This window comes from Fibrella aquatilis, assembly GCF_017353255.1.
In the GTDB taxonomy this organism is placed as follows: Bacteria; Bacteroidota; Bacteroidia; order Cytophagales; family Spirosomataceae; genus Fibrella; species Fibrella aquatilis.
The window spans coordinates 296,709-322,379 of record NZ_JAFMYU010000005.1; the positions used below are offsets into that span (position 1 = coordinate 296,709).

Below are 25,671 nucleotides of genomic sequence, written 5' to 3' on the forward strand. Positions count from 1 at the left end.
AATCTTGTAATTTGCCCTATCGACTAAGCCTGCTTTGTCTAACTACAAATTAGAATGAGTCAATTCTCAACGCTATGAATGGTAATATGTTCAGTATCAGAGTGAGCGATGTTGGGTTGATTTATTTTGATAATCTGTAGGGGAAGGTAGTGCTTGGCCTTTATTAACCAGTTTTATCAAGTCAACATCTTATGGAGAACAAATCCTACTCAACGGTAGGTCGACCGGCTTATGGCCCCCCTAAAGGGCTACTGACCCGGTTTGCGAACCTATGGACGGCCTTTGCGTTTGTCGTCATGCTTAGCACTTCGGCGGCTTTCGCGCAGGAGGCAGCTGTAACCGGAAAAGTAACCGACGGAGCCGGCAGCATCGGCCTGCCTGGTGTAACAGTACAGGTAAAAGGCCAGACCCGTGGCACAAATACTGATGTCGATGGGAAATATAGAATAACAAACGTAGGGTCGGGTGCTACCCTGGTGTTTAGTTCTATTGGCTATGTAACGCAGGAGGTGGCCGTAGGCAACCGCCAAACTGTTGACGTGGCGTTGGCTGAAGACAACAAAACCCTAAGCGAAGTAGTCGTGGTAGGGTATGGCAGTCAGCGTCAGAAAGACGTAACGGGTTCAGTCGAGTCAATCGGCGCGAAGGACTTCAACAAAGGGGTTATTTCCTCGCCAGAGCAACTCTTGCAGGGACGGGTGGCCGGTGTGCAGATTACACCGTCGAGCGGTGAGCCGGGTGCACCCATCAATATACAGATTCGGGGTACGTCGTCGTTGCGGGGTGGTAACAACCCCCTGTTTGTGGTAGACGGTGTGCCCTTGGACAACGGTACGCCCAGCAACGGTGACCCTAACAACAGCGCGGGTGGTACGCCAGATTTTGGTGGTGGCTCATCGGCAGCGCGTAACCCGCTTGCGTTTTTGAACCCGGCTGACATCGAGAACATTTCGGTATTGAAAGATGCCTCAGCAGCTGCTATCTACGGTTCGCGGGGGGCCAACGGCGTAGTACTAATTACCACGCGCAAGGGTCGCGCTGGCTCAAACAGCCTGTCGTTTTCGGCCTCGACGGCGTTTTCGGGTGCCCTGAAGCGGTATAACGTGTTGGATGCTCCCGCCTTTTTGTCGGGTGTACAAGCGGCTGGTGGCGACATCAGCGGTGCGGTGAACCAGAAAAGCAACACCAACTGGCAAGACCAAATCCTGCGCAACAGTGTATCGCAGATTTACAACATCGGTTTTGGCGGCGGTACGCAGGATACGCGTTACTACCTCTCGTTGGGCTACCAGGATCAGCAGGGTATTGTGCGCAACTCGTCGCAGCAGCGGATCACGGGTCGGATTAATGCCTCGCACGAATTGTTTAACGATAAAGTGATTATCGACCTGAACGCGACGACGTCGGGCTTGAACGACCGCTATATCCTGAACGGCGACAACGCGGGTTTCCAGGGTAACCTCATCGGTGCGGCCATTCAGGCCAACCCAACCTACCCCGTTACCAACGCCGACGGTTCGTTTTTCCAGCCTGGCGGTGATTTCCGGAACCCAGCAGCCGTATTGGCTTACAACAATGACCGGGGCACAACCAACCGTACGCTAGCCAACGCCAGCGTAACCTGGAAAATCATCGACGGCTTGTCGGCGAAGGCCAACTTCGGTATCGACAACAGCAGTTCGAACCGGCAGACCTCCCTCGACTCACGGCTGAACGGACAGTTTAACTTGGCCATCATTCCGGGCCTGGCCAACGTAAACATCTTCCGCGACAACACGACGGGACTGGGTGGTGCTGCTTATATCCAGAACACAGCCCGCACGTCGCGTCTGGTTGAGTACACCCTGAACTACAACCGGAAATTAGGTCCTGGTAGCCTCGACGCCCTGGCCGGTTTCTCGTACCAGATTTTCCAGAACAAGGGCAGCTACGTGGCGGCGGGTAACTTCCCCTTCGACGAAAGCCAGATCAGCTACGTTGACAATATCGGGGCGGCCAATGCCAACAACCGCACGTCATTCGGTGGCGGTTCGTCGCGGAGCCAGAACGAATTGCAGTCGTATTTCGGTCGGGTGAACTACAACATCAACGATAAGTACCTGGTAACGGGTACGTTGCGCGTTGATGGTTCAAGCCGGTTTGGGATTAACAACAAGTACGGTGCGTTCCCGTCGGTGGCTGTGGCCTGGCGGTTATCGCAAGAGAACTTCGTGCCTAAGAACGTGTTCGACGACCTAAAACTGCGCGTCAACTACGGGGTAACGGGCAACCAGGATTTTGCGGGTGGTGCGTCGAAGATCATCTTCAATTACAACTCAAACGGGTCGACTACGCAGTTGAACAACCCCAACCCGAACCTGAAGTGGGAGCAAAACGAAACGATTGGCGCTGGTATTGACTTCAGTCTTCTGAAAGGTCGTCTGGGTGGTTCGGTCGATTATTTCCACAAGTCGGTGTCGAACACGCTGTTCCAGGTGTTCTACGCGCAGCCCGCGCCGGTGAACTTCCAGTGGGTGAACCTGCCGGGTCAGATCATCAACGCCGGTGTGGAGTTGAACCTGAACTACCAGGCCGTACAGTCGCAGAAGCTAACCTGGGAAGTGTTGTATAACATGACTTTCCTGAACAATACGGTACGGAATTTTGGAACGACTGTACCAACCGGCGGCATCAACGGTCAGGGTCTGTCGGGTGCTTATGCCCAAACGATTCAGGATGGCTATCCTATCTTCTCGTTTATCCTGCCCACGTTCACGGGTTTCGACAGCAACGGCTTTGCCACGTATGCTGACAACGGTGCGTCGACCATCCACGGTAGCCCACTACCAAAAATGCGGTTGGGCCTGACCAACAACTTCACGTTTGGTCGTTGGAATGCCAGCCTGTTCTTCAACGGTCAGTTTGGTGGGTTCATCTACAACAACACGGCCAACGCCCTGTTCCTGAAAGGTGCTCTGAAGAACGGTCGTAACGTGCTGACCGACGTGGCTAGTTCGCCCGAAAACGGCCTGAACTCAGGTGCCGTGTCGACGCGCTTCCTGGAGAAGAGTGATTTCGTTCGGTTGACGAACGCCAGCATTGGCTATTCGTTTAACCTGCCGCAGGGTGGTTTTGCCAAGACCCTGGGCGTATCGGTAGCTGGGCAGAACCTGTTGCTCTTCACGGGTTACACGGGGCTGAACCCAGATGTGAACACGGTGAAATACTACAACAACATTCCGTCGTTGGGTATTGACTACACGCCTTACCCCACCGCCCGCACCGTGACGGTCGGCCTGAACGTGGGCTTCTAAGCTTATTTCATTCAACAACCATGACATTCTCAACTAAACAGCAAACAATTGGCCTGCTCGGCGTGACCCTGCTGGCCGGTTTGGCGAGTTGCACCAACCTCGATGATAAGGTCTTTGGCCAGCTATCGTCGACGGAAGCATCGGCCACGAGCGTACCCCTCGACCCGGCTAGTAGCCTGGCCGGTGCCTACGCTAGCCTCAACGACATTGCCACAAACCAGGGCAATACCTACGCCATGGAAGAGCACCCGTCTGACGAAATGCTCGGACCCACGCGCGGTACCGACTGGGATGACTTTGGCCAGTGGCGGAAACTGCACCAGCACAACTGGGACGCGTTCCACCCGCAGGTAATTGGCACCTGGGACGATTTGAACCGGGGTGCTTTCCGGGCTACGCAGGCCTTGTCTATTGCCAGCGCCACCGCCCAGCAAAAGGCCGAAGCCTCGTTTTTGCGGGCCTTCTACACGTTCTACATTGTCGATTTGTATGGCCAGGTGCCCTTCCGGCAAGTGACCGATGCGGCCGATGCCAACCCTAGGGTGTATACACGTCAGCAAGCCACTAACCTGATGATCAGCGACTTGCGTAGCGCATTCAACAATTCGGGCGCTACGGCACCAAACGTGGCTACGAAAAACGCAGCGGCTACGATGCTGGCCAAAGTGTATCTGAACCGTGCGGTGTATAACCAGGATGTGGCCAACGCGGCAGGCCCTTACACGTTTGCCAAAGCCGACATGGACTCGTCGATCTATTTCGCCAATCAGGTGATTGCATCGGGTAAATATGCTCTGACGCCCAACTATTTCGACAACTTCCACTGGGAGAACGATTCACGGTCGAAGGAGTTGATTTTCACGATTGTAAACACCTCGGCCAGTCAGCCGGGTAACGTGCGGAACCGGTATTTCATGACCACTCACTACAACCAGGACTCAAGTTCACTGGGTGTGAACGGCTGGAACGGGTTTACCACCCTGGGTGATTTCTACAACAGCTTCGAGGCCACAGACGGTCGTCGTGCGGCAGCTATTCCGGGCGGTATCAACGGCAAAGACGTAACGGCAGGCTTCCTGGTGGGGCAGCAAACCAACGCCTACACCGGCCGCCCCATCCGCGACCGGTCGGGTAACCCGCTGGTGTTTACGCCTGACATTAACATTGCCTATGCGCTGGAGCCGAAGGGTATTCGGGTGATCAAGTACTTCCCCAAAGCGGGCGAGCGTGATAACCCAACCAACGACTACGTGTTCTTGCGTTATGCCGACGTGCTGCTGATGAAAGCGGAAGCGATTTTGCGCGGCGGCACAGACCCACAGGGCCAAACGGCAGCTGGTATCGTAAACAACCTGCGCACCACGCGCAAAGCCACGGCTTTGGCCACGGTTGACCTAACGGCACTATTGGCCGAACGCGGTCGCGAGTTGTATTGGGAAGGCTGGCGCCGGAACGACCAAATTCGTTTTGGCACGTTCCTGAACCCGGTTGATCAGCGGGCGGTTAAATCGCCCAACACGGCGGTACTGTTCCCCCTGCCCCAACGCGCGCTTGACAGCAACCCGAACCTGAAGCAAAACCCAGGGTACTAAGGATTATTTGTAGGGGTGGCCCATAGTGGCCGCCCGCACTCGGACCGAAGGGCCGCCTGTAATGCCATCGCGCAAAACAGCGGCCCTTCGGTCTGAGTGCGGGCGGCCACTATGGGCCACCCCTACAATTTTGTATCTTTACGTACCTATGAAACTGGCCGTAACGCTCCTACTTATACTCACTTGTTTTGGTTGCCGAAATGGCAATACGTTGTTTGAAAAGACAGATCCAGCCCAAACGGGTGTGGCATTTACAAACCAACTTACCGAGACTGAGCAAGAGAATATATTATCGTTTGAATACTTCTATAACGGTGCAGGCGTAGCCGCGGGTGATCTTAATAACGATGGCAAAGTCGATTTATATTTTACTGGTAATCAAGTAGATAATAAACTATTCATTAATAAAACAGAAACTGGACAGCCGCTGAAATTTACCGATGCTACTGCTCAGGCAGGTGTGGCAGGGCGCAAGAGCGGTTGGAAAACGGGCGTGACCCTGGCTGACGTCAACGCCGACGGCTGGCTGGATATTTACGTTTGCTATTCAGGCATGCGGCCCGACTCGCTACGGCGCAACCAGCTCTTTATCAACAACGGCGTTCGGGCTTCCGGAACCACGGCTGGCGTCACCCCCACCTTCACCGAACGGGCGCACGAATACGGCCTCGACGATTCGGGTTATTCGGTGCAGGCCAACTTCTTCGACTATGACCGCGACGGTGATCTGGATTGCTTTCTGATTAACCACAACCTGAAAAACTACCAGCGCAAAGAAGCCGCCGTCATGCGTGCCGAACGCGACTACAACGCGGGCGATAAGCTGTTTAGGAACATGAGCGTAGAGCAGAGGGCGAAGAGCGTAGGGCGCGGAGCAGGGAGCATAGAATTGACAGACCCTGTTTCTGGCCCTCCGCCCTCTGCTCCACGCTCCACGCTTTTCACCGACGTCTCTGAGGCTGAGGGCATCAAGGGCAACCCGCTGGGGTTTGGGCTGGGCGTATCGGTCAGCGACGTGAACGGCGACGGCTGGCCCGACGTGTACGTAACAAATGATTTTGTGGAAGATGATTATCTGTATATCAATCAGCGTGGCAGGGATGAAATAACCCGTTCAGATTTGCTACCAAAAAAGGCGGGTCCCGCTTTCCGCGATGAACTGCGGGAGCGGATTAACCACACATCGTATTCAGCAATGGGCGTGGACATTGCCGACGTGAACAACGACGGGCTGACCGACATTTTCACGCTCGACATGTTGCCCGAAGACAACGCCCGGCAGAAACTGCTCATCTGGCCCGACAACTGGCAGGTGTATCAGGCGCAGCTGAAAAATGGTTTCTGGCACCAGAACATGCGGAATATGCTCCAGATAAATGAGCAGGGAGCAGAGGGCGGAGAGCATAGAGCAATAGCCGGTCGTTTCCGAGAGGTGGGGCAACTGGCGGGGGTATCGGCCACTGACTGGAGCTGGGGTGCCCTGCTGGCCGACTTTGACCTCGACGGGCGTAAAGACCTGTTTGTGAGCAACGGACTTGGGCGCGACCTGACCAACGCCGATTTTACGAAATACATCAGCTACGAAGAAGAAATGCGCACCGGCACGAGTATGCTAGAGCAGCTGAAGCAGATGCCTTCTACGCCCACCAAAAATTATATTTTCCAAAATGTGGGCGGCCCGAAACCGGATAGTGTGGCGTTTCAAAACCGGCAATTAGCGTGGGGTTTCGACGAAAACACGCGCTCGAACGGTTGCGCTTATGCCGACCTCGATAACGACGGCGATTTGGACCTGATTACCAATAACCTGAACGAACCCTCCCGAATTTACCGCAACACCCAACGCGAACAGGAACAGGGTCATTACCTAAAAATTAGGCTAAAAGGCCCCGTCGGCAACCCGTTTGGCATTGGCGCCACGGTGACGGTCACGCAGGCGGGCGAGACCCAGACGCAGGAATATTACCCCACCCGTGGCTACCTCTCCAGCAGCCACGACGCCCTGCTATTTGGCCTGCCCGATGCCGAAAAAGGAGTACGCATTGAGGTACGCTGGCCCGATGGACGTGTTTTAACAGGTATGAAAGCCGGGCCAGATCAGGTGTTCATAGCAGACTACGCACAGGCCAGTAAAGAGATTACAAGCTTAATAGCTACTATCCGTTCCTCCTTTTCTCCTATCCCCCTTTCCTCCCTTCCCTACACCCACACCATCGCGCCCGTTAATGATTTCGAGCGGCAACAGATGCTGCCCATGCAGTATTCCTACACGGGTCCGCGCATGGCCGTGGGCGATGTGAACGGCGACGGAACCCCCGACGTGTTTGTCTGTGGTACCCCTGAGAAACCGGGTGCATTGCTGGTGAGCGGAGAGCAGAGAGTAGAGCAAAGGGCAAGCGATGAAACGGCTACTTCTCCTTCCGCTCTTCGCGCTCCGCCCTTCGCTCTCCGCTCTTTACCCGATACGGCGCATCGCAAGAACACCGCCGCCGTGATCGCCGACTTCAACGGCGACAAACGGCCCGACCTGTTTGTGGTGAACGGGGCCTACAACCTGCGCGATTTCGGCACCTTGCAGGACCAGCTTTGGCTAAACCAAAACGGGCAGCTGACCCCCGCGCCCCTGCCCGAAGACAAGCTCAACGGCTCGTGCGTAGTGGCCTTTGATGCCGACCGCGACGGGGACTTGGACCTGTTTGTGGGTGGCCACGTGCGACCTAACCGCTTCCCGCTCACCGAAGAAAGTCGGCTGCTCATCAACGACGGCAAAGCCCACTTCACCCCACAATCGCTGGGTCAACTCGGCCTTGTTACTGACGCCACCACCACCGACCTCGACCACGACGGCTGGCCCGACCTTATTATTGTTGGCGAATGGATGCCCGTCACGGTACTACACAACAGCAAAGGCCAACTACAGCCGAACAAACAAACAGATAAACAGCCAAACAGCTTGTGCGGTTGGTGGAACCGCATCGAAAAGGCCGACCTGGATGGTGATGGCGATGAGGATCTAATTGTGGGTAACCTGGGCCAGAACACGCAGTTCCACGCCACCGAGGCTGAACCCGCCACGATGGTCTACGACGATTTCGACCAAAACGGCACCGTCGATTGCTTTATGAATTACTTCATCCAGGGCAAATCGTATCCCGCCTATACTCGCGATGAGGTGGGTGATCAGGTCACGAGCCTCCGTCGTACATTCACCACCTACGCTGCCTACTCCACCGCCACCATCGATCAGTTTTTCGATCAGTCGGTGCTGCAACAGGCTCATAAGGAGAGGATTAGTGAGCTGAGGACATTGGTGTTGGAAAATAAAAACGGCGAGTTGGTGCCCCACGCGTTGCCGCAGTCGGCGCAGGAGGCCCCCGTATGTAGCATTCTGGCGGAGGACTTCGACCATGACGGGAAGCGTGATTTGCTCTTGCTGGGCAACAATTCTTACTTCCGCCTGCGCCTCGGTAAAGTAGATGCCAACCACGGCCTGCTGCTTCGCAACAAGGGTGCTTTCCAGTTCGAAACCGTGCCCCCCGCCCAGACCGGTCTCTTCATCACCGGCGATGTCCGCGATGCCAAACGTGTAGGTAACATGTTGCTCATCGGTCAGTGTAACGGTCCGCTGCGGACGTTTTCGGTGCGATGATGCGGGGATGGGCGTGGCGCGAGTGGCTACGCGCTGGAGGTTGCTGTCGTGCGTGGCTTCGCGCTACGTGCCCGGACGCGGGACCGCCCTCGACTGCGCTCGGGGTGACACCGACGTTGAATCATCTTAAGAAACTTGTTCAAATGTCCTGTCACCCCGAGCGCAGTCGAGGGCGGTCCCGCGTCCGGGCACGTAGCGCGAAGCCACGCGCGTCAGCAACCCATCTAGCAATTCCCCCGACCAACCAAAACTATAACTCATTGATCATCAGATATAGATATATCCCTCTCCTCCTCCTCATCACTAGCTGGGGCTGCACAACCGCGCCTACTGAACCACCCCTCTTTACCTCGCTCGACTCAACGCAAACGGGGGTGGGGTTTGTGAACCGGGTAGTGGAAACGCCGCAGTTGAACATCATCGACTACCTCTATTTCTACAACGGCGGGGGCGTATCGGCGGGGGATGTGAACAACGACGGGCTGACGGATCTTTATTTTGTAGCGAATCAGGGGCCGAATAAATTGTACCTGAATCAAACGAAGAAAGGAGAACTTATTCATTTCCAAGACATTACAGCCGAAGCTGCTGTGGCGGGGCAGGCCGACTGGCAAACGGGTACGACCATGGCCGACGTCAACGGCGATGGTCTTCTTGACATCTACGTTTGTGCCGTGAGCCAGTTTCGGGGCACTAAAGGCCATAACGAACTCTACATCAACCAGGGCAATGGCCCTGATGGGGTGCCCACCTTCACCGAACAGGCCGAAGCCTACGGGCTGGCCTTTGCAGGCTTTTCCACCCAGGCGGCCTTCTTCGACTATGACCACGACGGCGACCTCGACTGCTTTTTGCTCAACCACGCGGTGCATTCTGTCCGGTCGTATGATAAAGTCGCGGCCCGCACCCAAAAAGACCTGTCAGCGGGAGATTATCTGTTTGAGAATCAGGGCAGCAGCACAAGTAAGGAGACCCGCCGCTTTGTCGATGTGACCACCAAATCGGGCTTGTTTATGGCGCCCATGGGGTATGGACTAGGCGTGGCCGTGGCTGATTACAACAACGATGGTTGGGAAGATATCTACGTCTCGAACGATTTCCACGAAGACGACTATTTGTACCTGAACGATCAACACGGGCATTTCACCAACGAAGCACCCCAGCAGCTAGGCCACACCAGCCGGTTTTCGATGGGTAGCGACGCCGCCGATATCAACCACGACGGCTACCCCGACCTCATCACGCTCGACATGTATCCCGATGATGAACGGGTAGAAAAGTCGTCGGCGGGGGAAGACCCGTACGACATTTACCAGTATAAGCTGGCCTACGGCTATATGAATCAGTATAGCCGTAACTGTTTGCAAATCAACCAACAAGGGCGGGGGTTTATGGACGTTGCCGCGCTGGCGGGTGTGGCCGCTACCGACTGGAGCTGGTCGCCGCTGCTGGCCGATTATGACCTGGACGGGCAAACCGATTTGTTTATTGCCAACGGCATTGCCCGCCGCCCTAACGACCTCGACTACGTCAAATACGTGTCGAATGATTCAGTGCAGCAGGCCATGGCCAACTCGCCCGAATTTCTGCGGAAAGCCATCGAAAAAATGCCCGACGGGCGGGTGCCAAGCTACCTGTTTCGGGGTGGGGCGGGAGGGCGGTTTAGCGACAAATCGGCTGCCTGGGGCTTTGCCGAAGCGGGTTGCGCCAACGGAGCCGCCTACGCCGACCTGGACAACGACGGCGATCTGGATCTGATTACCAACAACCTAAACGAATCCGCCCGGATTCATCAAAATGGGGCCACGACCCTCTTCCCGCAGCACACCCACCTGACCCTGAGCCTGCGGGGCAACAATGCCAACACCGCCGGAGTAGGGGCCAAGGTGATTTTGCGCTACGCAGACAGCCTGCAAGTGCAGCAACTGATGCCCACGCGGGGGTTTATGTCGTCGGTAGAGCCGCGGCTGCTGTTTGGGCTGGGCACCCGCAACATGGTCGATTCGCTGATTGTAATCTGGCCCGACCAACGCATGGAAGTGCGTACGCAGGTGGCCATGAATCAGGTCTTGACGTTGAAACAGGACGATGCCAAACTCGACGGGCGGGGTTATACAATCGGCCTTCCGGCATCGCCAAGATTGTTTTTCGCCCAAACCGATTCTACCCGCATACCATATCGACACCGCGAAAATACCCGTTACCTTGACTTCGCCCGCGAGTCGCTGATGCCGTTTAAGGTGTCTATCGAAGGCCCCCGCCTGGCCGTGGGCGACGTGAACGGCGACGGCCTCGACGATGTCTACGCCGGGGGGGCGCGCGATGTGCCGGGAAGCTTGCTGCTGCAACAGCCCGACGGTCGGTTTGTAGCGTCACGCCAGCCCGTCATTGCCGCCGATTCGGTAGCCGAAGACGTTGACGCCGCCTTCTTCGACGCCGACAATGACCGCGATCTGGATTTGTATGTGGTGGCGGGAGGCAATGAATTTTCGGGCCAAGACCCGCCCTTGCAAGACCGGCTGTACCTGAACAACGGCAGCGGGCAGTTCAGCAAAGCCCCGCTGCCCTCCCTGCCCGGCAACAAAAGCTGTGTTCGTCCCGCCGACGTAGATGCCGACGGTGATCTGGACCTGTTTGTGGGTGGTCGTGTGGTGCCTAATCATTACGGCCAAACGCCCGACTCCTACCTGCTTATCAACGACGGTCGCGGGCATTTTTCGGTGCAAACCGATGCCCTGGTCTCCGGTCTCCGTCAGGCGGGTATGGTCACCGACGCCGTCTGGACCGACCTTAACCACGACCGCCAACCCGACCTGATCGTGACCGGCGACTGGATGGCACCACGGGCATTTTTGAACCAAAAAGGCCATTTTCACGAACTGGAAGCCCCTTTTGGTGAAACGCCCATGCGCGGACTTTGGCAGTGCATCACCGCCGCCGACTTCGACAACGACGGCGACGTAGACCTGGCGGTAGGTAATCTGGGCCTGAACACCAAGCTCCGCAAATCGCCGGATGGGCAACTGCGAATGTGGGTGAAGGACGTGGATAAGAACCAAACTACCGAATCAATCCTGGCCTACAACCGAGGCAGCAACCTGGACGACTGGTTTCCGGTGGGCACCAAAGACGAACTGGGCAAACAAATGCCGAGTGTAATCAACAAGCGCTACGTGCCCTACAGCAGCATGGCGGGCAAGACCATGGCCCAGATTTTCACCGCCGACGACCTCGCCGATGCCGATATCAAAACGGTTGATCAATTTGCTTCGGTGCTCTTGCTGAACGATGGAAAAGCCACGCCCCATTTCACTGTGCAACCGCTACCACTGATGGCGCAGGTGTCTAAGCTTTTTGCCCTGCTCCCCACCGACATTGACCACGACGGCGATATGGACCTGCTGGGCGGCGGTAATTTCTACGGCGTGGCCCCGTATCAGGGCCGCTACGATGCCAGTATGGGCTTGGTGCTGCGCAACGACCGTGGCCCCAAGGGTTTACTATTCACGGCGCTCCCACCCACTCAAACGGGCTTTCTACTGTCGGGTGAGGTGCGGTCTATAGTGCAGGCGCGGGGCAAAAACGGACCTCAGTGGCTCGTCGGGCGCAATAACGACCGCGTTCAGGTGTTTCGGGGTAAATAGATAGTTTGGCGGCGTATTGCTGACGCCTGGCCCTTCGACAGGCTCAGGGTGACAACGACCTTGAATCAGTTCGAGGACCTATATCAGGTTTCCTGTCACCCTGAGCCTGTCGAAGGGCTAGGCGTCAGCAATACGCCACCAACACAAATCGCCTCCTCTCAACCGCAAAACCCACATTTTCTGTGTTGGGGCGTACTTTTGCGCTTTCACCAATACAACCGTTTATGAAATATATCCTTACGCTATGCTGCTTGCTAAGCGCTTTACTGCTTCAGGCACAGTCTATTGACTTGCGCGGCACCGTGGCCGATGCCAACACTAACCAACCCATACCGGGTGTGAACATCACCGTCAGAAACGGTACGGGCACGGCTACCGATGCCAATGGCCGCTTTGGCATTCGTGTGAATCCGGGTGCTGTGCTGACCTTTTCGAGTGTGGGTTTCCAGGCGCAGGAATACACCGTTACGGCTCGTCAGACGGAGATACGCATCATGCTACAACCCGGCAACACCGACCTCGACGCCGTGGTGGTGGTTGGTTCGCGGAGCAACAGCCGCACCGTGCTCACCTCAGCCGTTCCTGTGGATGTGCTACCCGTGAAAACGTTGCAGCGCACGTTGCCGCAAAACGATCTGAATCAGCTACTTACCTACATCGCGCCGTCGTTTCAGTCCAACCGCCAAACCTCGTCTGACGGTACTGAACACATCGACCCAGCATCGTTGCGCGGGTTGGGACCAGACCAGACGCTGGTGCTAATTAATGGCAAACGGCGGCACACTACTTCGTTGTTGAACAACCAGGGCACCTTCGGCAACGGCACCGTGGGCACCGACCTCAACGCCATTCCAACGGCGGCCATTGAGCGCATCGAAATCCTGCGCGACGGAGCGTCGGCACAGTATGGCTCGGATGCCATTGCGGGGGTAATCAACATCATTTTAAAGAAAAATACGGGCCAATTCGAGCAGCAACTCACGGGCGGCACCACGAAACAGGGCGATGGTCAACTGCTGAAATACAACGCCAATTATGGCACCAACCTGGGCCGAAATGGCGGGTTCATTAACCTGTCGCTCGAAGCCTACGGCCGGGGCAGCACCAACCGCACCCAGAATAACGACCTAATTATCTTCGACCAGAGCGCCAACGACTACTACTTTGCCTACCCCTTCGCGGGCGATAATGGGGCCGACGCGGCCAAATCGCGGGCGTTGGATGACCAGGTTTTGAAGCAAAAAGGCCTGAACCGCGACGATTTCAACTTCCACGTGGGCGATGCCGGCATCCGCAACGTTAATACGTTTCTGAACCTGGGCCTACCCTTGAAAGGCGGAAAAGGCGAATTCTATGCTTTCGGTGGCTACAACTACCGGCGTGGTACCGGCTATGGCTTCCGCCGGTTGCCCAGCAGTGCGAGCCAAATGGTCTACTCTATTTTCCCCAATGGCTTCCAGCCCAACACCGGCTCTGACATTCAGGACCGGTCGTTGGCGGTGGGGTTTCGCTATAAACTGGGCGAGTGGCAGATGGACCTCAGCAACACGCTGGGCAACAACCGCTTCGATTTCGATATCACCAATACCGTCAACGCCTCGTTGCAGGCCAAATCGCCCACGTCGTTTCAGGCGGGGGGGCATGCCTTCACGCAGAACACCGTCAATCTCGATTTTGCCCGTTACCTGACGGGTGTAGCCAGCGGCCTCAACGTGGCGCTGGGGGCCGAGTTTCGGGCCGAGCAGTACCGGATTCGGGCGGGGCAGGAAGAAAGCTGGCGTAACTACGGCTTCGTGACAGACCCCGCCAGCGGCACGGTGTCGAACCCAAGCGGCCTGGCGGGTGGGGCGCAGTCGTTTCCTGGTTTCACGCCCGCCAACGCCGGTACGTTTGGCCGTAGCAACGTGGCTATCTATAGCGATAACGAACTGGAGATCACCAAAAAATGGCTGGTTGAAGCCGCTGGTCGGTTCGAGAATTACACCGATTTTGGCAGCACGTTCAACTACAAATTGGCCTCACGCCTGACCTTGACCGACGGCATCAACCTGCGCGGCGCGTTCAGTACGGGCTTCCGGGCACCAAGCCTGCATCAGCAGCATTTCAGTTACGTCAGCACTACATTGCTCACCAACGGCCTGCTGGGCAACAGCGGCATCTTTACCAACGATTCGCCCGTGGCCCAGGCGTTGGGCATCCCGAAACTGAAACAGGAAACCTCGCAAAACATCAGCCTGGGCCTAGCCCTGCGGCCCGTCAGCAACTTGAGCATTTCGGTAGATGCCTACCGGATTCGGGTCGAAAACCGGATTGTGCTTACAGGCCTGTTTGGCTTCACCCCCTTCGGCGAACCCGTGGCTGCTATCCAAAAATTGTTGCTGCCCTTCCAGGCCGACGGGGCCCGGTTCTTTGCCAACGCCATCAACACCACCACACAGGGTCTCGACGTGGTCGTAAACCACAGCACAAACCTCGGCTCGGGGCGGCTAACCACCACATTATCAGGCAATTTTAACCGCACCAAAGCCGACGATCAGTTCAATTTACCGACGCGGCTGGCGGGACAGGAAGATGTTTTTTTCAGCCCCAATGAACGTGGCCTGATCGAGGTAGTGAATCCCCGGCAGAAGATCAACCTGCTGCTGAATTTCACCGGCACCAAATTCGGCGTAACCCTGGCCAACGTCTACTTTGGCGAGGCCACGCGCAACGGCTTTCCTTACGGCCCGGTGCAGACCTTCAGCGGAAAAGTGGTCACGGATTTGTCGCTGTCGTATACGTTGCGCCCGGCCCTCACGCTCACCGCCGGGGCTAATAACCTGCTAAACGTATACCCCGATCAGCAGGCTTACGGCAACAGCTATTTCGGCGTATTCAAGTATGCCCCCGTGCAAATGGGCATGAACGGTGCCTTCTACTTTGTCCGGCTGGTGTCGTTGCTAGGCAAGTCGTAAGTCTGGGAAGTCCTGTGTTGTGTTGCTTCGCTAGCTAGGCCCCGCAGCGGCGGACCGTCTCGACTGCGCTCGGGGTGACAGGCTACTAGAGTCAAGTTCACTGAGTTGAGTCAAGGTTGTTGTCACCCGAGCGCAGTCGAGACGGTCCGCCGCTGCGGGGCCTAGCTAGCGAAGCAACACAACACAGGACTTCCCAGACTTACGACCCCCCAAAACACATCCAATTCGTTTCGCGTTAAGTATGTCTACAAAATCGGGTGATTTTGTAGCTATTTGTTTAACGCATACTCAACGATGAAACGACTGTATGTACCGGCGATGGGCCTATTGCTGGCTCCTGCCCTGACGTTTGCCCAATTTGGCGGCATCCGGGTCAATTCAGAAATGATGAAGGCCGGCTCCAACGCGATCAGTGCCGCCACGCTCACCGACGCACAGGTGGCCGACTACGCCCGGCAGGGGGTGAAATGGATGGACGAACACAACGCTATTGCCGCCCCCAGCGATCCCTACGCCAAACGGCTGGCCAAGATTGTGAAAGATCACCAGGAGATCGACGGCGTAAAACTCAATTATAAAGTCTATAAAGTTACCGACGTCAACGCCTTTGCCTGCGCCGACGGCAGCGTTCGCGTGTTTTCGGCTCTCATGGACCTCATGACCGACGATGAACTGCTGGGCGTGATGGGTCACGAGATTGGTCACGTCATCAACCACGACTCGCGCGACGCCATGCGGTCGTCGTTAAAACGGAAGGCCATCCGCACGGGCGTAGGCTCACAGGCGGGGGCTGCGGGGCAGATTGCCCGGTCGGACATTGGTGGCTTTGCCAGCGACATGGTGGGCGCGTCGTTTAGCCGGAAGCAGGAAAGCGAAGCCGATGAGTTTAGCTACAACTACCTCAAAAGCCACAACTACGACGTGCTGGCGCTGGCCTCGGCCTTTGAGAAATTGCAGAAACTAAGCGAGGGTAAAGACAACCGCAATGGCCTGGATAAGCTTATGTCGAGCCACCCCGACAGCGGCAAACGCGCCGAACGAGTCCGGGAAAAGGCCAAGAAGGATGGCCTGGTGAAATAAGTTTGTAGTTGGTGGTTTGTAGTTGCTTCGCGCTAAATACTAAGAGCGCGAAGCAACTACAAACCACCAACTACAAACTACCAACTCGTTTAAACCCTCCGCTCTATAGTTAGTCAATAGATAAACGTCCATAAGTTGTGCGGCGGCTTTAGTCAACTAACCTACACAGATCATGAAACGCTTTTCAACCCCGATACTGGTCCTATGTTTCACAGCTGCCACCTTTGTTGCGCAGGCACAAGGCGGTCTGGGTCAGGCTATTTTAGAAGGACTTGGTTCCATCACGTTGTCTGACGCGCAGGTGGCCGAGTACTCACGGCAGGGGGTGCAACAAATGGATGCCCAAAGCCCCGTGGCGGGTCCCAACGACCCCTACACGCAACGGCTGAACCGTATTGTGGCCCGGCACCGCACCATCAGCGGTATTCCGGTCAACTACAAAGTGTACCTGGTGAAAGATGTAAACGCTTTTGCCGCCGGCGATGGCAGCGTACGGGTGTTCAAGGGCCTCATGGACATTATGACCGACGGTGAGTTGATTGCCGTGATTGGCCACGAAATGGGCCACGTGGTTAACCACGATACCCGCGACGCCATGAAGAGCAGCCTACGCCGGGCGGCTCTGCGCGACGGGCTTGCCTCAACGAATGGCGTCTTGGGGCGTTTATCGAGGTCTCAACTAGCAGGCCTTGCCGACGGGCTATACGGGGCTAAGTTTAGCCGGAAGCAAGAAACTGAGGCCGATGATTATAGTTACGGATTCTTGAAAAGCCACGGATACAGTGTGCTGGCGCTGGCCACCTCGTTTGAAAAACTGGCCAAACTGGGTGGTGGAGGCACCCTGGAAGTGCTTTCGAGTCACCCCGACAGCCAGAAAAGGGCCGCCCGCGTACGCGACCGCGCCCGCCGCGATGGGCTGAGGTAGGACCAAAATGGTGTTTTACGAAAAAAAAGCAGGGTAGGTGATAACCGGGCGGTATCTTCCGACATATACCAACATAGGGTGAGAAGGTCTCACCGGCAGGTTATGAACACACCCAGGCCATTCAGCGAAACCGTAGCACTGATCGGGCAACGTGATCCGAAAACGTGGAACGAGTTGCTCCGGCGAAGCAAGCATCGGATGGTCGGCTATGCTCGCCGCTTTGGTGCCTTTTCCGACGAGGATATTGCCGACCTGATCAGCGAAACATTTGTGGTGCTGCTGCGGCGAATAGACGCGGGCGAACTGGTGTTCAACGACGAAATGAAGCTGGACGCCTACCTGCTACGAATATTCATTAACCTGGTTCACAATGCGTTGCGAAAGAAAAGCCAGTCTATAAAACTTCATGTGCCGCTGGAACAGCTGGAATCTGTTGACGATGACGACGAACCACTGCTGAAGCAGCGCGACACCCTTGATACCTGGTTTGACGGAACTGACCCCACCGATGAGCAGGAACGGATCGGGCAGATGAAACGGGCATTGACCACCCTGCCCGACCGCGACCGGGAACTGCTGCTGCTGTGGGCGCAGGGCTACACCTACGATGCCCTGGGCGAGCTTTTCGGCTTTACCAACGATTACCTGAAAGTGAAGCTCTACCGCATCAGGCAGCACGTTGCCCGCTGGTTTGCCCAACACACCCCAAAAATTGCCATGCTATGATCACCTCCGATGCCCTTGCCTTTGCCCTTCAGCGAACCTGGCTGGCCGATGCCGACCCCCTTACGGAACTGTCTGACGATACCACCACCCGCCTGGTAGACTACCTGCTGGTGGGCGGACCGTCGGCCACGTTGCCTCATTTCTATGAGCAGCGAATCCTGGAAAAACTCCAGATTGCGCCCCTTTCGCCTACGCTTGGCCAACACCTACAGGCCCGGCTGGCTGGTACCCAGCCCGACTGGCAAACGGAGCAGACGGGCTTTTCGGCCGAGACGCTGGACGCTCTCAGCCGCGATGCGCTGGCTCCCACATCGGTACCCATTATGCGTATGAAACGGCTCGTATCTTTTTTGCAACTATCTCTTGATGAAGCTATTATGGCGATCCGGGAGACGGCCTACTACTTCCAGAAACAACGCCTGCCCGACGTGGCTATGGCCTACGGACGGGTAGCGAGTGATGCTGCCCTAACCGTTACAGGAGGCAGCAGCGATGGGCTTTTGTTTGAAAGCGACGAAGCCCTCCAGGTTTATCTTGATCGGCTTAGCCAGGAGCTAACCACCGACAATCATGTTCACTAATCCTTCTCAACGCTATGTCTGTTCTTAATTCATGGGCGAACCAGTATACACAGCTGGCCAACGTAACCGATGCTATCAACGAGTCGGTGCAGATCCTGATAAAGGATAAGCAGGTGCACCAATATCCCCAATTGGCCGATCAGCCGGGGTTTCAGCTTCAGGACGAGGCCGTTCAGGAAGCCCGCACTACGGTGGCCCACCTGATTGAAAATCTGATGGCCCCCGTAGCAAGTGAACCCGAAGTAGCCTACCGAACAGCCGCCCTGCCCGACGACGTCCTTGACGAATACCGGAGCCGACTTGGGCAGAACCGCACGGCCCGCCGCCGCTTCGAAAAACTCTATGAAGTGTTGCAGGCCGATGAACCCGTGCGCGACACCGACAAGCCCGCCTTAGACGATTTAGTAATTACGCTGGACAACAGCCGGAAAGAAATCTTTCAGAAACTTAGACAAAGCGGGGGGTAATGAGAGCCTATTTGATGGGCCTTTTCGTGGATGTGCAGGGGCGAACCCAACGGATGCGCGACGAACTTCGTCGGCTGCCTCAGTCGCTCGTCCCTGCTTTTTTTATGAACGATACCCTCACGATGCTCGACCGGCTTAGCGCCGAGATCGATGGGGTGATCCGGGAAAATGCGCAGTTGTACGAGAGCCTGCTGGACCTCGGTGCTGACACGGCCAACCGGCTGATGAACGACTATAATCCCGGCTACATTGCCACCTACACCCGGCTCTACCAGGCCCTTCAGCGGGTGGAGTTTCGCTACACCGTTATTGTGCGCTACGGAAACCCCGAAGCTGAATTCAGCCGGTTTCTGAATCGTATTTACGGTGAAATAGGGCTGGCAAAACCCTTGCCAGTAGTCTCGCTGATTCGCAATGCGCAGGACTATTACTCGGCCCACTGCCTCCACCGGGTTATTGGCGTGCCCATCGAAGAGGAACATCACCTACTCAACTGGCCCGACCTCTACCACGAGATCGGCCATTTTGTCTACGACGAACACCGGACGTTCCTGCTGGGCGACGGGCAGGTGGTGAAACAGGTGAAAGCGCATTTCGCCGCACAAATCGATCGGGCAGGGGCCAACAAGAAAGCCTACTGGCAGAACCTGCAAACGAGTTGGCTCGACTACTGGCTGATGGAATTCAGCTGTGACCTGATCGCTACTTACCTCACAGGCCGGGCCTACGCCTGGGGTAATTTCCGGCTGTCGTCCATTATTCCGGCCAACGAAAACCGGCAACCTCAGCGGCATATTTACACCAGCCACCTGACGCACCCACCCAACGAAGCCCGGATGCGGATCATTGTGAAGATGCTGGGCCGCTGCGGCTGGACCCCCGACGAACTCGCGCCCCTCCAGGCCGACTGGGTGGCCTACACGCGCCTAAGCATGAACCGAAAACCCGCCAACTACGCCGCCATCGTACCCGACGCTCTCCTCAATCTGCTGGTAGACTGTGTGCTGGCGGAATGCCCCAATATTAAACTGGTTGGCTATCACGAGCAACTTCGCTACGCACCGGTCCATACGCCACCGGTGGCGCACCTGCTCGATATGGCCTGGCAGCAGTTGCTCACCCAACCCGCCACCTATTCGGTCTGGGAGGCTGAGCAAATACGGTTGCTCCACGCTACCGATACCCCAGCAACTGGGGGGTAAACGAACCCGGATCACCCGCAAAAACGGCCAGCAACCCACCAGGCCGCCCGTAGCGCAGGGCCACCCGCAGTTGGTCGCGCAGGGCGGTCAGGGCCGTGCGCTGATCGGGCGTGGGTAAGTCGCTGTCGAGCAGGCGGTCGAGCTGTACAGCGGCCATGCCCAAGGCTTCGTTGGTGTAGGGTGTACCACGCTGCTTAAGTTTTAATAAATTGTCTATCAACTCAGTAGCGGCACCCCGTGCATTGGTTTGCAGCAGCCACTGGTTGCGGAGCAACAGGCCATCGGGCAGACGGGGAAACCGATTGGCCAGGTTGCGGAGCCAGTCGCCCTCAGCTAGATCGTAGCGGCGGGCCTGCAACAGTACCATAGCCGCCACAAGAGCTGCAAACGGAGAACGGATTTTGTTGTACAGGGCTTCACGCAGGAAATTCATATCGATCAATTCGGCTGCTGACACAATATTGACAGTCTGGTATTTTTCCCAAACGTCGGCCACGTATCCCAGATTGCCCGTGCTTTCGTGGGCCAGATTGGCTTGTAGTTCAGAGACGTGACCGTCGGCGGTGACGGTGAAGTCGAGCCGGTAGCTGGGCTGGTAGAAACCGTAGTCTAGGGTGGGCGGCAACATAATGCCATATTGCGTTCGCCCGTCGTTCAGTTCAAGCCAGGCCGAACCGTTGTATAGCCGGAGCGAAAATGTGAGCCGGTAGCCCATTGCCAGCGGTGAAAAGCCCGTTCGTTCTACCCGCAGTAGCAGCAGTTCGCCCCGTTCCAACAGTCGTTTTTGATCAATGGCGTACACCCTGGCGTTATCCCAAAACGCCGTTACCGACTCGCGCCCCAGCACGTCGTGGAGGTTATTGGTTGTTCGGGGAGCCGGAAAGGAGTCTCCTCCGTCTACGTCTGCATCTGGCGCTTCCTGAATAATGTCGTCGCTGTCGCTGGCTTCGTATCGGAAGAAGGGTACATCGGTGGTTGGGTCATCATTGTCAATAGCAAACCGGTTGGTGAAGTTTTGTTGCTGCGATTCGATCACCGAGAGCATCGCCGGGGCTGGTTTGGTGGGCGGGTCAACGTGCGTAATAGTTAAATCGGCGCTGTTGCCTTCCAGGCGCAGATACGTAAGCTGGGTAATGGTCCATTGGGCTTCGGTCAGCAACTGGTTGTACCGTTTGCCAATGAACGTCTGCAACGGGGGCAGCTTCACGGCGCAGGCGGCGGGGTCGCACTCCGGCACGAACCCCTGCTGCGACTGCAACCCGTCGAGCAGGGCCTGCCCAAACAGCGAGTAGCCATTGTCCGGGCTGTTGTTCTGGTGGGCGGGCAGGCCGCTGGCCGTGGCGCAGAGCGTGACCGAATTGCAGGCCGTGTTTACCACGCCTCCCAGTGCTGGTGGTGTCAGGACGCTATTGCCTTCCACGAGCAATTTCTTTAGGCCATCAGGCGTAGAACGACAGGCGTCGACAAACAGAAACTGGTCGCACACATCGAGCTTGGTCAGCGCGTCGGCCAGGCCACGCACGTTCAGGGCACGGTTGTAGGTGTCGGGCAGGCGCAGGTAGTCGGTGGGCAGCAGGATGTATTCTTTCGCCCGGATTTCAAGCCCGTGTCCACTGCCAAAAAACACCAGCCTGCTGGCTTGCGCCGCCGCTTTGGGCAGGGCCACCATCTGGGCATTCCAAAGCGGAATGGTATCGCTGATGGTATTGAACGTGGGTAACAGGCTGTGAGCCAGTACGTCTGGCCCGCCCGAAGCCGCTACGGCCGCCTCTATTTTTGCCGCCTCGGCATCAGTAGGGGCCAGCAGCAACCAGCATTGCGCCAGCGGGGCCGGGGCGTAGCGGTAGGTGGTGCGTAGCCACTCGAAAATGGCGTAGGCCGTCCAGGCCGACACGGCTAACTGAGGCATACCGAAGGTGTCGGGCGCGGGATTTGAACCACCGTCGAGGTGGTCATAGGTGCTTACGCCAACCAAAAACGCAAAGGTGCCGGGGGTGCCGGGCTGCCAGGCGGGGTTTGTCCAGAGGCCGGGCTGCTGTGGGTCGGGCGTGAGGGTCATGGGCGAAACCAGTTGGCAGGCAGGTGGGTGCGGAGCTTGTCGGCAAATTTCCGGTAGAAACTAGGTTGTTGTAGGTAGCCCCCGTGCGCTTCCAGCACCGACATTCCGCTTCGGTAGGGTTCGTCGTCGATACCCGCAAAGATGGGTTTGGCCGTAAAGCTCAGGTAGTCGTTAGGGTCCCAGACGTTCCACCAGTGGCCGAGGTGGGCTGGTAGTGGCAGGGGCACCTGCCTGCCAGTTTCAAGACTAAAGTCGGCGCTGCTTTCCGCGAAGATTTTCAGTTCTTCAAACACCCCCACCTGCGAGGCCGTCGCGCACCAGAAGTCGATTTTGAGGTCCTGTAAATCAGGCGTGTTGGGCAAAAAATGGGTCAGCACGTCATACACCACCTGCCCGCCCATGCTGTGGCTCAGCAGTACGATGGGTTCGCCGTGTCGTTGTTGCTGAAGCTGTTTGGCCTGCCGGAGGGCATCCAGTAGTCGTGTCACGATGGCGCCGGGCTTGGCGGGGGTACCCCGGTTGGTCTGGTACACAAACACGTCGCCAAAGAAGGTGATGGCGGCGCGGGTCAGGTTGGGCCGAAACCGGCTCAGCACCGCCGTTAGGGCCGATCCGGTGGCGTTTTCAGCCCGACCCAGGGCCTCGCCAATGCGATCTTTCAAATCGCCGAACCAACCCGGCCCCTGCAACAATAATCCGCCCTGCGCTTGGCCTTGGGCCTGTTCAAGCTCGGTATATCGCTGCGAAATCAACTGCTGAAATAAAGCCAGTTCGGTCTCGGCGTTGGGTTGGGCGGCCAGCTGGGCGGGGGTGGCGGGGTCGTGGGCTACGTCGTCGGCTGCCAGCAGGGCCAGCGTTTCCTGCTTCAGTTGCTGGTGCCGTTCGGCCAGGATTGTGGCCACGGCCAGGTCGCTGAGGTCGCTGGGCGCGAGGTCTTTCAGGCGGGTACGGAGTTGCGGGGCCGCAGCGGGGGCAGGCCCGGCCAGAATAAGTCCGCCACCGCCTACGGGTGCAACGGGTTGATTAACCGGTAGCTGACCGAGTTCTTTGTCGAATTCGGCCAGCAACTGCGCCTGTTCGTTGGGCGAGAGCGCAACGGGGCCACCCATATGTACCAGCGTGGCGGGGTCGGGGCAGGCCTGTAAATTCCAGGCAAACTTGGCTGCCAGATCGCCCCAAAACACCCGCAGAATAGGTACGTCGCCCGCTACATCGTCGTGGTGAAGTTCATCGGCGATGTAGCGGGCGAGCATGGCCTCCCGCTGGTTGAGGTCAGCCTGATTACGAACGGCAACGCCGTGAATGTGGACAATAGGCATGGGGCAGGTACGTTTGTGGTGTACTGCCGTGAAAATAGCCGTTACGCTGCGTTTTCGGCCTTCGATTGAGTAAGTGGTACGTGCCTCTGATACCGTTTACGATTGTCTATTTCCCCAAATTCAACCCGTAGGCGAAGCGGAAGTTGAAGAGGCTTTGGCCCTGCTCGAAGCTGGTTTCAAACGTGGTGCCGAAATCAATGAAATTACCATTGGCCAGGGGCAAGGCATAACCAAAGCCTGGTTCAAAGTGAAATGACGTGGCAGCTGCCTCTGACGCGGCAATGTCTACGCCCAGATTGAGGCCCACGTGCAGGTTTTTGGCGAAATAGTACCGTGGCCCCACGTTAACGGGTATCCAGAAGTAGGTTGCCGGGTACTCCGACGCGTAGTAGTAGCCGTAGTAATCGTAGTAGCCACTATAGCGGTATGCTTTCTTGATGGTACCCATGGAGAAGCCCGTCTTGGCGTTGAGCGTGAAGTTCGATCCCAGTGGCATCTGAAAGCGGCCACTCAGGCCGGTGGCAATGCCGGTAGCGTTGTATTTGCCAATGCCCACGCCAATGCCTGTTTCTATAAAAGCCAGGCTCCGTTCGCCCACAGTGGGTATATGCCGCTGGCGGCTGCGCGATTGGGCCAGTGTATGTTGCGTAACGAAAACAAGCAGCGAAAGGGTTAGTAGTGCGGCAATTGATGCGTTTTTCATGATTATCTTATTTGGTTTTGGTTGTCAGTTATTTATCAGCTACGAAAGCCAGCTTATCGTCGCCATCGTTAAGATTGAAAATGATATTTGACCCCGTAGCATCGCCCACGCGCTCGCTACCATCGTATAATCCGTAGGCTCCCGACGACTGCTTTACCTCAATGTCGGTAAGGTCGATGCTGGCTTGCTGCGTGTTTACTATCAGCGTGAGTTTCAGGTTGACAAACCCTTCCTTAGCGCCTTTCGTGGCTACGACGGTGCCCGAAGCGGTGTTCCCGCCTTGGTTTATGGGCATGCGGTCAAGCTGAATGTTTACTTGCTTGGATGGTTGGATTAGAGTAAATGAACTGAGTTTGTAGTTGCCCAGTACCGCTACCGCGGGTGATTGCGGCGCTACGTCGGTGGTCTTTTTGCAGGCCACCACAGGTAGCAGTACGATCAGGATAAGCAGGATGCGTTTCATACGTTTTGGGTGTTTAAGCGTTGGTCTGTTCGTCATTCGACAAGGGCAAAGGTAGACCCCCAAACAGCCTAGGCTCAATACTCCATTTGTATGATTTTTGCAGTTATCTTTTTGTAAATCAACCAGTTGTGAAATAAAAAGGGGTATCAGAAGGGCCATTGTATGACACTTCTGATACCCCTTTTTTAACCTATAAGGTTGAAAAAACCTTATAGGTTTGTTCGGTTCAGGTACTTGTTCACGGCCGCTACCTTCGTGTGGACCTGGAGCTTTTCGTAGATATTGAAGATGTGTTTGCGCACCGTCGTGGGCGACACAAACAACTCGTCAGCTACTTCTTTATGGCTGTATCCCTTGGATAGTCTCCCCAGAATTTCGCGTTCGCGGGGGGTGAGTATGTCTAGTTCGGTGTTGCGCTCGGCTTCGGCGGGGGCGGGTACGTTAAAAAAAGATCCCACCACTTTCCGGGCAATGGAACTGCTCATGGGCGACCCGCCGTCGTGGAGTTCGCGGATGGCGTCGAGGAGGCGGGCGGGCGAACTGCGCTTGAGGATGAATGAGTTAGCGCCTGCCTTTAGGGCCTCGAATACCTTTTCTTCTTCGTCATAAATCGTACACATCATAAACTGCATGTCGGGGTGGCGGGGCTTCAGCAGCCGCACACACTCAATGCCATTCATGCCCGGCAGGTCGATGTCCATCAGCACCACGTCGACGGGGTAGCGCGTGAGGTCATCCAGGGCGTCTTCGGCGTTGACGTAGGTCTGCTTGCACACAAACCCATCGGCCCCATTGACTAATATGGCCAGCGACTGACGGATGTCGTCCTTGTCTTCGACGATGGCAACGATAATAGGCGTATTCATGCTGCAAGGTTCAGAAAATAGGCAGGGCAATACTATACTTCATTTGTAGTATTTTGGGGAGAGAGTCAAGAGGTGAGAGATGAGAGTCAAGAAGTAAGCGTTGAGTCAAGCGACAACGACCTGCTCAACGCTTGATTTTTGACTCTTA

Annotated in this window: 16 protein-coding genes; 11 read left to right on the forward strand and 5 right to left on the reverse strand. The window is 56.5% G+C overall.

The genetic code is table 11. The annotated features are described in order from the left end of the window. The first annotated feature begins 191 nt into the window (after positions 1–191). The 11 genes from J2I48_RS08980 to J2I48_RS09030 all read left to right on the forward strand — a co-directional run bounded on the left by J2I48_RS08980 (position 192) and on the right by J2I48_RS09030 (position 20,113). Complete coding sequence (locus J2I48_RS08980) at positions 192–3,293, forward strand: SusC/RagA family TonB-linked outer membrane protein (protein ID WP_207335078.1); 3,102 nt, start codon at positions 192–194, stop codon at positions 3,291–3,293. Positions 3,294–3,313: 20 nt separating this feature from the next. Further along, positions 3,314–4,885, forward strand: coding sequence for a RagB/SusD family nutrient uptake outer membrane protein (locus J2I48_RS08985; protein WP_207335079.1), 1,572 nt, complete (start codon positions 3,314–3,316; stop codon positions 4,883–4,885). A 148-nt stretch (positions 4,886–5,033) separates the two neighbouring features. Then, positions 5,034–8,534, forward strand: a complete 3,501-nt coding sequence (locus J2I48_RS08990) for a VCBS repeat-containing protein (RefSeq protein ID WP_207335080.1) — start codon at positions 5,034–5,036, stop codon at positions 8,532–8,534. A gap of 263 nt (positions 8,535–8,797) precedes the next feature. Beyond that, positions 8,798–12,178, forward strand: coding sequence for a VCBS repeat-containing protein (locus tag J2I48_RS08995; protein ID WP_445451883.1), 3,381 nt, complete (start codon positions 8,798–8,800; stop codon positions 12,176–12,178). Between the two features lie 224 nt (positions 12,179–12,402). Next, the gene (locus J2I48_RS09000) at positions 12,403–15,132 is read left to right on the forward strand and encodes a TonB-dependent receptor (RefSeq protein ID WP_207335082.1); all 2,730 of its coding nucleotides are present in this window, start codon (positions 12,403–12,405) and stop codon (positions 15,130–15,132) included. 294 nt (positions 15,133–15,426) lie between these two features. Continuing rightward, positions 15,427–16,212 (forward strand): M48 family metallopeptidase, encoded by a 786-nt coding sequence (locus J2I48_RS09005; protein WP_207335083.1) that lies wholly within the window; start codon positions 15,427–15,429, stop codon positions 16,210–16,212. A gap of 172 nt (positions 16,213–16,384) precedes the next feature. Beyond that, positions 16,385–17,137, forward strand: a complete 753-nt coding sequence (locus J2I48_RS09010) for a M48 family metallopeptidase (RefSeq protein ID WP_207335084.1) — start codon at positions 16,385–16,387, stop codon at positions 17,135–17,137. A 102-nt stretch (positions 17,138–17,239) separates the two neighbouring features. After that, positions 17,240–17,863, forward strand: coding sequence for an RNA polymerase sigma factor (locus tag J2I48_RS09015; RefSeq protein WP_207335085.1), 624 nt, complete (start codon positions 17,240–17,242; stop codon positions 17,861–17,863). After that, a complete protein-coding gene (locus J2I48_RS09020) occupies positions 17,860–18,444 on the forward strand; it encodes a hypothetical protein (RefSeq protein WP_207335086.1) in 585 nt (194 codons plus the stop codon). Before J2I48_RS09015 ends, J2I48_RS09020 begins: the two co-directional genes overlap by 4 nt. A 14-nt stretch (positions 18,445–18,458) precedes the next feature. Beyond that, positions 18,459–18,911 (forward strand): hypothetical protein, encoded by a 453-nt coding sequence (locus tag J2I48_RS09025; RefSeq protein ID WP_207335087.1) that lies wholly within the window; start codon positions 18,459–18,461, stop codon positions 18,909–18,911. Continuing rightward, on the forward strand, positions 18,911–20,113 hold the full coding sequence (locus J2I48_RS09030) for a hypothetical protein (protein ID WP_207335088.1): 1,203 nt from the start codon (positions 18,911–18,913) through the stop codon (positions 20,111–20,113). The genes J2I48_RS09025 and J2I48_RS09030 overlap by 1 nt, the downstream gene beginning before the upstream one ends. On the opposite strand, the gene J2I48_RS09035 is transcribed toward J2I48_RS09030, so the two are convergent. The 5 genes from J2I48_RS09035 to J2I48_RS09055 form a co-directional block, all read right to left on the reverse strand. After that, on the reverse strand, positions 20,085–22,172 hold the full coding sequence (locus tag J2I48_RS09035; protein ID WP_207335089.1) for a hypothetical protein: 2,088 nt from the start codon (positions 22,170–22,172) through the stop codon (positions 20,085–20,087). The genes J2I48_RS09030 and J2I48_RS09035 overlap by 29 nt on opposite strands. Then, positions 22,169–23,491, reverse strand: a complete 1,323-nt coding sequence (locus tag J2I48_RS09040; protein ID WP_207335090.1) for a hypothetical protein — start codon at positions 23,489–23,491, stop codon at positions 22,169–22,171. The genes J2I48_RS09035 and J2I48_RS09040 overlap by 4 nt, the downstream gene beginning before the upstream one ends. 106 nt (positions 23,492–23,597) lie before the next feature. Continuing rightward, positions 23,598–24,194, reverse strand: a complete 597-nt coding sequence (locus tag J2I48_RS09045) for a hypothetical protein (protein ID WP_207335091.1) — start codon at positions 24,192–24,194, stop codon at positions 23,598–23,600. A gap of 28 nt (positions 24,195–24,222) precedes the next feature. After that, positions 24,223–24,657: a hypothetical protein gene (locus J2I48_RS09050; RefSeq protein WP_207335092.1), complete on the reverse strand. Its 435-nt coding sequence runs from the start codon at positions 24,655–24,657 to the stop codon at positions 24,223–24,225. Between the two features lie 209 nt (positions 24,658–24,866). After that, positions 24,867–25,523: a response regulator transcription factor gene (locus tag J2I48_RS09055; protein ID WP_207335093.1), complete on the reverse strand. Its 657-nt coding sequence runs from the start codon at positions 25,521–25,523 to the stop codon at positions 24,867–24,869. Between the last annotated feature and the right edge of the window lie 148 nt (positions 25,524–25,671).

Bases quoted from the DNA above. Each gene is read 5' to 3' on its own strand.
- J2I48_RS09035 (WP_207335089.1), bottom strand. From the start codon at position 22,172: ATGACCCTCACGCCCGACCCACAGCAGCCCGGCCTCTGGACAAACCCC.
- J2I48_RS09025 (WP_207335087.1), top strand. From the start codon at position 18,459: ATGTCTGTTCTTAATTCATGGGCGAACCAGTATACACAGCTGGCCAAC.
- J2I48_RS09020 (WP_207335086.1), top strand. From the start codon at position 17,860: ATGATCACCTCCGATGCCCTTGCCTTTGCCCTTCAGCGAACCTGGCTG.
- J2I48_RS09050 (WP_207335092.1), bottom strand. From the start codon at position 24,657: ATGAAACGCATCCTGCTTATCCTGATCGTACTGCTACCTGTGGTGGCC.
- J2I48_RS09000 (WP_207335082.1), top strand. From the start codon at position 12,403: ATGAAATATATCCTTACGCTATGCTGCTTGCTAAGCGCTTTACTGCTT.
- J2I48_RS09055 (WP_207335093.1), bottom strand. From the start codon at position 25,523: ATGAATACGCCTATTATCGTTGCCATCGTCGAAGACAAGGACGACATC.
- J2I48_RS09015 (WP_207335085.1), top strand. From the start codon at position 17,240: ATGAACACACCCAGGCCATTCAGCGAAACCGTAGCACTGATCGGGCAA.
- J2I48_RS08980 (WP_207335078.1), top strand. From the start codon at position 192: ATGGAGAACAAATCCTACTCAACGGTAGGTCGACCGGCTTATGGCCCC.
- J2I48_RS09005 (WP_207335083.1), top strand. From the start codon at position 15,427: ATGAAACGACTGTATGTACCGGCGATGGGCCTATTGCTGGCTCCTGCC.
- J2I48_RS09030 (WP_207335088.1), top strand. From the start codon at position 18,911: ATGAGAGCCTATTTGATGGGCCTTTTCGTGGATGTGCAGGGGCGAACC.
- J2I48_RS08985 (WP_207335079.1), top strand. From the start codon at position 3,314: ATGACATTCTCAACTAAACAGCAAACAATTGGCCTGCTCGGCGTGACC.
- J2I48_RS09040 (WP_207335090.1), bottom strand. From the start codon at position 23,491: ATGCCTATTGTCCACATTCACGGCGTTGCCGTTCGTAATCAGGCTGAC.
- J2I48_RS08990 (WP_207335080.1), top strand. From the start codon at position 5,034: ATGAAACTGGCCGTAACGCTCCTACTTATACTCACTTGTTTTGGTTGC.
- J2I48_RS09010 (WP_207335084.1), top strand. From the start codon at position 16,385: ATGAAACGCTTTTCAACCCCGATACTGGTCCTATGTTTCACAGCTGCC.
- J2I48_RS09045 (WP_207335091.1), bottom strand. From the start codon at position 24,194: ATGAAAAACGCATCAATTGCCGCACTACTAACCCTTTCGCTGCTTGTT.